This is a genomic window from Comamonas sp. B-9 (genome assembly GCF_000410635.1).
GTDB lineage: Bacteria > Pseudomonadota > Gammaproteobacteria > Burkholderiales > Burkholderiaceae_C > Comamonas.
The window spans coordinates 41675-50431 of the sequence record NZ_KE148553.1 but is presented as its reverse complement, the minus strand read 5'-3'; the positions used below and the strand labels follow the sequence as shown (position 1 = coordinate 50431).

Below are 8757 nucleotides of genomic sequence, written 5' to 3'. Positions count from 1 at the left end.
CGCGCAGCGAGCAGCATGCCAACCCGCCCACCGGCCACCTCAAAATCAGCGACCCGCGCCTGCGCCGCCCCATGGCCGTCGCCTTTTGCGCGATGTTCAGCGTGACCATTGCCCAGGTCGTTGTGGGCTTCTTCGCACTGGACCGGCTGCAGCTGGAAGCCAGCGCCGCCGCACGCGCCGCCGGCATTGCACTGGCCGTTGTCGGTGTGGGCCTGATCCTCGCGCAGCTGGCCGTGCGCAAGCTGGGCTGGACGCCGCAGCGCCTGATCCGCGCCGGCTGCGCCCTGTCTGCACTGGGCTTTGCATCGCTGCTGCTGGCCAGCACACCCTGGGCGCTGTGGGCCGGCTACCTTTTAGGCGCCGCCGGCATGGGCTGGGTCTTCCCCTCCGTCATGGCTCTGGCCGCCAATGCCGTGGGCCCGCATGAGCAAGGCGCCACTGCGGGGACTGTGGCCGCAGCCCATGGCTTGGGCATGATCCTTGGGCCCTTGGTGGGTACCCTGGTCTATGACCTGCACCCTGGCGCGCCTTATTTGCTGGTGGCGGTACTGCTGGTGCTGGTGGCCCTGTGGCCGGCATGTGGGGCGGTGTCGGTGCTGGAGGTGGGGCGGGTGGGTTGAGGCCTCGCTGCCTGACATTCAGCGGTTCATTTGCGCTGCTTGGCTGCATCCAACTTGACCTCCAGGCGGGCAATCACCACCTCTGCAGGGATGCCAGCAGCAGCGCTGTAGTGCCGCGTGGCAGCCAATCCCCGCTGCAGCCATCCAGCCTGTGCTTGCCGCTGCTGAATCTCGTGGCGGACAGCGGTCTCGACAAAAGACGCCAGGCTTTCGTTCGGCTCCAATACACGCTCCACCTCGTCCAGGAAAGCGGGCTCGACGCAGATGGATGGGATGATGGCGTTCTTCATAGGTAGATCCTGAAGTGCAAGTGACTGGATCCTCGGCCATTAAACCTCTGAGTGCGTCTTGTTGGCGGGGGGCGACTACCGCCCGCCCAGGCAGGCTCAAATACCGCCCAAATCCCGCTGCACCGCCTAGCATGGACTACGATAGCGGCACTTTCAGCCACCATCCCCACCTGCCCGTGCAACCCACTGACCGACCGTCAAAGATCCAAGATGTAGCCCGCGCTGCGGGCGTGTCTGCGATGACGGTGTCGCGGGCCATCAACCACCCCGAGCGGCTCAACCCGGAGACCTTGCAGCGCGTGCGCGATGCCATTGCCAGCATGCGCTATGTGCCCAATGCGCTGGCCAGCGGGCTGCGGCTGTCGCGGGCGCGGCTGGTGGCGGCCCTGCTGCCGACCTTGGTGGGGCCCGTGTTCCAGGAGTTGATCCAGTCGCTCGACCATGCGCTCAACCAGCACGGCTACCAGCTGATGATTGGCCGCACCGGCTATGACGCCGCGCAAGAGGCGGACCTGATCCGCGCCATCATCCAGCGCCGGCCCGATGGCATTGTAATGATCGGCATGGCGGCATCCGAGGAAGGCCGGGCGCTGCTGCAGGCCTCGCGCATTCCGGTGGTGGAGACCTGGGACCTGACCGACACGGCGATCGACATGCTGGTGGGCTTTTCGCACAGCGCGATTGGCCAGGCGGTGGCGGCGCATTTTATCGCCAAGGGCCACCGGCAGCTGGGCATGGTCAGCGGTGACGATGCGCGTGCCCGGGTGCGCGTGGCGGCCTATGCGCAGGCGGCGCAAGCTGCCGGCCTGCCCGAGGTGACGGTGGCCTACACGCCGGCGCCCAGCACCTTGGGCGGCGGGCGGCGCGGTCTGGCCGAGATCCTGGCCCAGCGGCCCGAGGTCACCGCCGTTTTCTGCAGCTCCGATACCTTGGCATTGGGTGCCTTGGTCGAGGCGCAGCACCAGGGCCTGCGCGTGCCCGAGGACCTGGCTGTTGTCGGTCTGGGCGACCAGGAGTTTGCCAAGGACACCGCCCCGCCCCTCACCACCGTGCGGCTGGATGGCACCCGCATTGGCCAGCTGGCGGCCGACATGATTGTGGCCCGCACCCTGGACCAGCCCATCGATGCGCAGCGTGTCGATATCGGCTTTTCCATTACCCAGCGCAGCAGCGGCTAAACAGCGCTGTCTCGGTAGAAATTCACACCCCGCCATCCTGGCAATATCGGGTAATTACTGATTTCTCAGCCAAAGTTAACGTTAACAATACAACAAATTCCAATGTTAACGTTAACTATTCGAAGCGAAGCATCGCTCAGCCAGATTTCAGCAACGCCTTAAAAGCAGGAGACAAACATGAGCACCACCCCAAAACCAGGATGGAAAAAGATAGCGGCCCTCGTCTGCGCCAGCGCTGCGGCCTTGGCCGCCAGCCCCAGTGCCTGGGCCTGGCCGGACAAGCCGGTCACCATCATCGTGCCCTTCCCCGCAGGCGGCGCGACCGACACGGTGGCGCGCGCGATTGGCAATAACCTGGGCCAGCAGTGGGGCCAGTCGGTGGTGGTGGAAAACAAGGCAGGAGCGACGGGCAGCATTGGCGCCGCCCAGGTGGCGCGCGCCCCGGCCGATGGCTATACCTTGCTGGTCTCGTCGCTGGCGCCGCTGGTGGTGGCACCCCATCTGATCAAGGGCCTGCCCTATGACCCGACGCGCGACTTCAGCTACATCACCGTGGCGGTACAGACGGCCAATGTGCTGGTGGTCAACCCCAGCCTCGCCCCCAAGGTCAACAACGTGCAGGACGTCATCGCCATGCTCAAGGCCAAGCCCGATACGGTCAGCTTTGCGACCTCGGGCGCGGGCTCGTCGGACCACCTGACCGCCGAGCTGTTCTGGCAAAAGACGGGCACCAAGGGCCTGCATGTGCCCTACAAGGGCGGCGCGCCGGCCACCGCCGATCTGCTGGGCAGCCAGGTGGACATGTCCTTCCAGAACGTCAACAGCGTGTTCCCGCACATCAAGTCGGGCAAGCTCAAGGCCATTGCGGTCACGGGCAACAAGCGCTCGGCCGTGCTGCCCGATGTGCCGACGATGGCCGAAGCCGGCATTGACGGCATGGACGTCTATGCCTGGCAAGCCTTTGCCGCCCCCAAGAACCTGCCGGCCGATGTCAAGGCCAAGCTCTACGACGGCATTGCCAAAGCGCTGCATGACCCCGCCGTCAGCAAGCAGTTCACCGACATGGGCCTGGAAGTGGTCGGCAACAGCCCCGAGGTCTTTACCGAGTTTCAGCGCAAGGAGTTTGCGCGTTGGAAGCAGGTCATCACCACGGGCAACATCACCGCACAATAATCACCCAGGGCCTGGCGGCGGGACAGAACCACCCGCTGCCCAGCCTGCTTTTCTTATCTTCTGTACCCCCCCCCCCCATGCAAGCCACCACATCCGCATCGCCCTCTTCCACCCCCCGCATCACCGGCTACCGCGTGGTGCCGGTGGCCGGGCATGACAGCATGCTGCTCAACCTGAGCGGCGCCCATGCGCCGTTCTTCACCCGCAACCTGCTGATCCTGACCGACAGCGCAGGCCGCACGGGGGTGGGCGAGGTACCGGGTGGCGAGAGCATTCGCAACACCTTGGAAGATGCACGTGCGCTGATCCTGGGCCAGCCGGTGGGCAACTACAACGCCATGCTGAACGCGATGCGCAGCAACTTTGCCGGCCGCGACAGCGCAGGCCGTGGGCTGCAGACCTTTGACCTGCGCACCACCATCCATGCGGTGACGGCGGCAGAATCGGCCCTGCTGGACCTGCTGGGCCAGCACCTGGGCGTGCCAGTCGCTGCGCTGCTGGGCGAAGGCGTGCAGCGCACCTCGGTGCAGATGCTGGGCTACCTCTTCTACGTGGGTGACCGCGCGCTGACCGACCTGCCCTACCAAAGCTTTCCCGACGAGGCCGACGACTGGAAGCGCCTGCGCCACGAAAAAGCGATGGACCCGCAGGCCATCGTGCGCTTGGCAGAAGCGGCCTATGCGCGCTATGGCTTCGAGGATTTCAAGCTCAAGGGCGGCGTACTGCGCGGTGAGGACGAGGTTGAAGCGATCCGCGCACTGCACGAGCGCTTTCCGAAAGCCCGCATCACCCTGGACCCCAATGGCGGCTGGTTGCTCAAGGATGCGGTGCGCATCACCCGCGATCTGCACGGCATCCTCGCCTATGCCGAAGACCCTTGCGGCGCCGAAGAAGGCTTCTCTGGCCGCGAAGTGATGGCCGAGTTCCGCCGTGCGACCGGACTACCCACGGCGACCAATATGGTCGCCACCGACTGGCGCCAGATGGCCCACTCGCTGTCGCTGCAATCGGTCGATATTCCGCTGGCCGATCCGCACTTCTGGACCCTCTCGGGCTCGGTCCGCGTGGCCCAGCTCTGCCAGGCCTTTGGCCTGACCTGGGGCTCGCACTCGAACAACCATTTCGATGTGTCGCTGGCCATGTTCACCCATGTGGGCGCTGCCGCACCCGGCAAGGTCACCGCCATCGACACGCACTGGATCTGGCAGGACGGCCAGGGCCTCACCAAGCAACCGCTGCAGATCCAGGGCGGCTATATCGAGCTGCCGCAACAGAGCGGCCTGGGCATCGAGCTGGACATGGATGCTGTGGAACGCGCGCACCAGCTTTACCTGCAGCACGGCCTGGGTGCCCGCGATGACGCGATCGCCATGCAGTACCTGGTGCCGGGCTGGCGCTTTGACAACAAGCGCCCTTGCATGCTGCGCTAAGCCGCTGCAGCAGTCCCCCGTTCGACGTGCCGCGCGAGGGACGCCGCAACCACATTCGCGCAAGACTCAGGGGTGCCAGTGGCTGGCCCGCACCAGGGTCGCAGACGGCCCGGTATTACCCGCCAACGCATAGGACAGCTGGTTGGCCGCCGCGATAACGGTCTTGGACATTTCCTCCAGCTTTTGCTGCGGCAGGCGCGAGGCGGGGCCTGACACGCAGACGGAGCCCAGCAGCCGCCAGTGCTTGCCAAACACCGGCGCGGAGATGGTAGCCACGCCCTGCTCGCGCTCGCCAATCGACCAGTGAAAACCGCGCTGGCGGATGGCTTCGTACAAGTCGCCCGGCTCGCCCGAAAACGCCAGAATCACCCGCCCTGGCGAGCCCTTGTCCAGCGGCAGCCCCTCGCCCATGCGCGCATGGTGGCGCAAGGCCTGGGGGCCTTCCACCCGCACCAGGCAGGTGCGCACATTGCCTTCGCGCACATAAAAAGCGGCGCTTTCGCCACTCGCCATCGTCAGCGCGCGCAGTGCTGGCTCCAGCACATTCTGCACATCAAAACCGGCCTGGTAACGCGCGCCCAGCCAGCCCGCTGCCGGGCCCAGGCGCCAATCGCCATCTTCCCGCTGCACCAGGTAGCCCGACTGCGCCAGGGTGCGCGCAATGCGCAGCGCCGTGGTCTTGTGCAGGCCGCAGCGCCGGCTCAGTTCGGCCAGCGGCAGATGCGATTCGCCCAACGCAAAGGCATCGATCAATTGCATGGCCCGCAGCACCGCAGTGACGGTGCTGGTCGACGATGCGCCCTCCTCTTGCCCCGCATTTGCACCGGCCTCGGCACGGACTACGTCGTCCTCCACCAGCTGCGTGACAACGGGGCCGGGTTTCGCCTTGGATCGGGCTGCGGGTTTGCGCTGATACGGGTTGCCCATGGTGCAATGTGTTTCATTGGTTGAAACGGCATTGTACCCCTTGAAACTTTTTTTTAAAGTAGCGCACCGATTGGCAGCAGACCAAAAGGCCACACCAACACAACGATACGGAGACAACGTATGACGATCACGACACGAGCGATTTCGATCTCGGCGCGCCTGTGCCGCCTGGCGCTGGGCACGGCGGTACTCGCCGCAGCCGCTACCGGTGCCTACGCCCAAAGCAACTACCCGGCCAAGCCCATCCGTTTGTTTGTGCCCTTTCCCCCCGGCGGCGGCACCGACATGATTGCCCGCGCCGTCGCGCAAAAGATCACCGAGAAAAATGGCTGGAACATCGTCGTGGACAACCGCCCCGGCGCCGGTGGCAACCTGGGCGTGGATGCCGCCGCCAAGGCCGCGCCCGATGGCTACACGCTGGTGATGGGCCAGACCAGCAACCTGGCCATCAACCCGGCGCTGTACAAAAAGCTGCCCTACGACCCGCTCAAGAACCTGACCCCGGTCGCGCTGGTCTCCTCGTCGCCGATCCTGATGGTCAGCGGCTCGGGCACCCCGCTGCATTCGATCGCCGAAGTCTTGAAGGCTGCAAAAGCCAAGCCCGATACCGTCACCGTGGGCTATGCCGGCAATGGCACCGTCGCCCACCTGGCCGTCACCCAGGTTGAGCAGGCCACCGGCGTCAAGCTGCGCCACGTCCCCTACAAGGGCATTGCGCAAGCGATCACCGACCTGTCCGGCGGCCAGATCGACCTCTTTGTCGGATCGATCCCCTCCCTCATCGGCCAGGTGCGCAATGACAAGCTCCAGCCGCTGATGGTCACCTCCAAGCAGCGCTCGGGCGAGTTGCCCTCCACCCCGACGATGGCCGAGTCCGGCAGCAAGGGCTTTGAGGCCATTACCTGGTTTGGCATCCTGGCCCCGGCAGGCACGCCAGAGGCGATCGTGCAAAAGCTCAACAAAGCCATCAATGCCGCGCTGGCCGAGCCCGATGTGGTCGAGAAGCTGCGCTCCGAAGGCGGCGATATCCTGGGCGGCAGCGCGCAAGACTTTGGCAAGCTGATGCATGCCGAAGTGCCCCGCTGGGCCAAGATCGTCAAGGACTCAGGCGCCAGCCTGAACTAAGGCCGCAGCACAGCCGGCCCGCACCACCGCCCTTTCCAACCGACCCGCTGAGAGACCGCGCCATGCACTGCGCCAGCTTGGCTGTGCCCATCCGTTTCTCGGCGGGCAGCACAGCACCCTGCCCTCAACCGCTGGGCGCGCTGCAAAGCGCCGGCTCCGCCAACGGTGTGCAGGCCATCCATCACGGAAAGACCCATGCGGCGCGGAGCGCCAGCCATGCCCCCTTCTTTTTCATCCTTCCCAACGGACCAACACCATGAGCCAACTTCCCGACATCATCCGTGACATCGATCGCGTCAGCGCCGACGTCGTAGCCAAGGCCAGCGGCTTCCAGGCCGCCATTTTGGCCGACGTGGCCGGCCGCCGCGGCACCATGCATGCACGGGTGGCACCCGTCCACCAAAGCATGCAGGTCGCAGGCCCGGCCTTCACGGTCGAAGTACGCCCCGGCGACAACCTGATGATCCATGCCGCCATTGCGCTGGCCAAGCCCGGCGATGTGCTGGTGATCGATGGCAAGGGCGACCAGACGGCAGCACTGATGGGCACCTTGATGCTGAGCGCCTGCAAGAAGCGGGGCCTGGCAGGGGTGATCGTCGACGGTGCGATCCGCGACAAGCTGGAAATCCTGGAGCTGGACTTCCCGGTGTTCAGCGCCGGCTTCAACCCCGCCGGCCCGACCAAGTTTGTGCCCGGCCGCATCAACCACCCCATCTCGGCCGGTGGCACCACGGTCAACCCCGGTGACCTGGTCGTGGGCGACGCCGATGGCGTGGTCGTGATCGAGCGCGCCAAGGCGCCTGCAATGCTGGCCCTGGCCGACAAGAAAGTGGCCGATGAAGCCGCCCGCATCGACGCCATTGCCCGGGGCGACACGGCATCGAAATGGCTGCCCGCTGCACTGCGTGCGGCCGGCGTGCTCCAGGAAGGAGAATCGCTGTGAACCCCCGCATCATCGTCACCGGCGCCGATCTGGCGCAGCAAGCGCTGGACCTGCTTGGCGGCTACGAAGTCATCTACGCCGGCAAGACGCCGACCGAAGAGGACCTGGTGGCGCTGGCCAAGCAGCATGACCCGGTCGCCATCATCGTGCGCTACGGCAAGGTCGGCGCGGCGGTGATGGATGCGGCCCCGTCGCTCAAGGTCATCTCCAAGCACGGCAGCGGTACGGACACCATCGACAAGGTGGCCGCCAAGGCACGTGGCATCGAGGTCGTGGCCGCCGTGGGCGCCAATGCTGCCGCCGTGGCCGAGCAGGCCTTGGCGCTGCTGCTGGCATGCGCCAAGTCCGTCGTGGCGCTCGATGCACGCATGCATGCCGGCCACTGGGACAAGGCCACGCACAAGAGCCTGGAGCTGGGGGGCCGCACCATTGGCCTGGTAGGGCTGGGCGCCATCGGCCTGCGCTTTGCCAAGATGGCCGATGCGCTGGGCATGCGCGTGATCGGCTTTGACCCCTTTGCCAAGAACCTGCCGGCCTATGTGCAGAGCGTGGACCTGGACACCCTCTGGCGCGAGGCCGATGCGATCTCGCTGCACTGCCCGCTGACGGAAGAGAACCGGGGCATGCTCAATGCCAGCAGCCTGGCGCAGTGCAAGCGTGGCGTCATCGTCGTCAACACCGCACGCGGTGGGTTGATCGACGAGGCTGCCTTGCTGGCTGCCGTGCGCGCAGGCCAGGTGATGGCTGCGGGCCTGGACAGCTTTGCAGTGGAGCCGATGACCGCCGGCCACCCCTTCCAGCGCGAGCCGCACTTTGTCCTCAGCCCCCACATTGGCGGTGTGACCAGCGATGCCTACGTGAACATGGGCGTGGGCGCAGCGCAGAACCTGCTGGCCGTGCTGGCCAAGGCGCCAGCCACGGCCTAAAGCACTGGCTGGCGTGCGGGCAAGCCAGCGTTGCTTGCCCGTGTAGCAAAACGGGCCGGGCATGGACCCGGCCCCAGCAAACACCAAGAGGCTGCAAGCATGCGGCCCGTTAAGGAACGCCTGAAAGACAGGAGACAAAGATGAA

Annotated in this window: 9 protein-coding genes; 7 read left to right on the top strand and 2 right to left on the bottom strand. The window is 65.8% G+C overall.

Annotated elements, in window-relative coordinates; translation table 11 throughout:
- The coding region (locus H928_RS27060; RefSeq protein WP_021026403.1) for an MFS transporter at positions 1 to 620 on the top strand (620 nt) is incomplete at its 5' end.
- A 26-nt stretch (positions 621 to 646) separates the two neighbouring features.
- On the opposite strand, the gene H928_RS0110155 is transcribed toward H928_RS27060, so the two are convergent.
- Positions 647 to 910, bottom strand: coding sequence for a YlcI/YnfO family protein (locus tag H928_RS0110155; RefSeq protein WP_021026402.1), 264 nt, complete (start codon positions 908 to 910; stop codon positions 647 to 649).
- Between the two features lie 131 nt (positions 911 to 1041).
- On the opposite strand from H928_RS0110155, the gene H928_RS0110150 reads away from it, so the two are divergent.
- The 3 genes from H928_RS0110150 to gudD all read left to right on the top strand — a co-directional run bounded on the left by H928_RS0110150 (position 1042) and on the right by gudD (position 4691).
- Entirely contained in the window at positions 1042 to 2088 is a 1047-nt protein-coding gene (locus H928_RS0110150; protein ID WP_021026401.1) for a LacI family DNA-binding transcriptional regulator, read from the top strand.
- A 177-nt stretch (positions 2089 to 2265) separates the two neighbouring features.
- On the top strand, positions 2266 to 3261 hold the full coding sequence (locus tag H928_RS0110145; RefSeq protein WP_021026400.1) for a tripartite tricarboxylate transporter substrate binding protein: 996 nt from the start codon (positions 2266 to 2268) through the stop codon (positions 3259 to 3261).
- Positions 3262 to 3338: 77 nt separating this feature from the next.
- A complete protein-coding gene (gudD, locus tag H928_RS0110140) occupies positions 3339 to 4691 on the top strand; it encodes a glucarate dehydratase (RefSeq protein ID WP_021026399.1) in 1353 nt (450 codons plus the stop codon).
- A 66-nt stretch (positions 4692 to 4757) separates the two neighbouring features.
- Here the strand turns inward: gudD and H928_RS0110135 are convergent, their stop codons facing one another.
- A complete protein-coding gene (locus H928_RS0110135; RefSeq protein ID WP_021026398.1) occupies positions 4758 to 5618 on the bottom strand; it encodes an IclR family transcriptional regulator in 861 nt (286 codons plus the stop codon).
- A 120-nt stretch (positions 5619 to 5738) separates the two neighbouring features.
- Between H928_RS0110135 and H928_RS0110130 the strand changes: the two genes are divergently transcribed.
- From H928_RS0110130 to H928_RS0110120, 3 genes are all read left to right on the top strand, one after another.
- Positions 5739 to 6743 (top strand): tripartite tricarboxylate transporter substrate binding protein, encoded by a 1005-nt coding sequence (locus H928_RS0110130; protein ID WP_021026397.1) that lies wholly within the window; start codon positions 5739 to 5741, stop codon positions 6741 to 6743.
- A gap of 256 nt (positions 6744 to 6999) precedes the next feature.
- A complete protein-coding gene (locus H928_RS0110125; RefSeq protein WP_021026396.1) occupies positions 7000 to 7686 on the top strand; it encodes a diguanylate cyclase in 687 nt (228 codons plus the stop codon).
- Positions 7683 to 8612: an NAD(P)-dependent oxidoreductase gene (locus tag H928_RS0110120; RefSeq protein ID WP_021026395.1), complete on the top strand. Its 930-nt coding sequence runs from the start codon at positions 7683 to 7685 to the stop codon at positions 8610 to 8612. Before H928_RS0110125 ends, H928_RS0110120 begins: the two co-directional genes overlap by 4 nt.
- Positions 8613 to 8757 lie beyond the last annotated feature (145 nt).

What these genes read in the sequence shown, in the direction of transcription:
- H928_RS0110135 (WP_021026398.1), bottom strand. Translation starts at nt 5,618, where the DNA reads ATGGGCAACCCGTATCAGCGCAAACCCGCAGCCCGATCCAAGGCGAAA.
- H928_RS0110150 (WP_021026401.1), top strand. Translation starts at nt 1,042, where the DNA reads ATGGACTACGATAGCGGCACTTTCAGCCACCATCCCCACCTGCCCGTG.
- H928_RS0110155 (WP_021026402.1), bottom strand. Translation starts at nt 910, where the DNA reads ATGAAGAACGCCATCATCCCATCCATCTGCGTCGAGCCCGCTTTCCTG.
- H928_RS0110125 (WP_021026396.1), top strand. Translation starts at nt 7,000, where the DNA reads ATGAGCCAACTTCCCGACATCATCCGTGACATCGATCGCGTCAGCGCC.
- H928_RS0110145 (WP_021026400.1), top strand. Translation starts at nt 2,266, where the DNA reads ATGAGCACCACCCCAAAACCAGGATGGAAAAAGATAGCGGCCCTCGTC.
- gudD (WP_021026399.1), top strand. Translation starts at nt 3,339, where the DNA reads ATGCAAGCCACCACATCCGCATCGCCCTCTTCCACCCCCCGCATCACC.
- H928_RS0110130 (WP_021026397.1), top strand. Translation starts at nt 5,739, where the DNA reads ATGACGATCACGACACGAGCGATTTCGATCTCGGCGCGCCTGTGCCGC.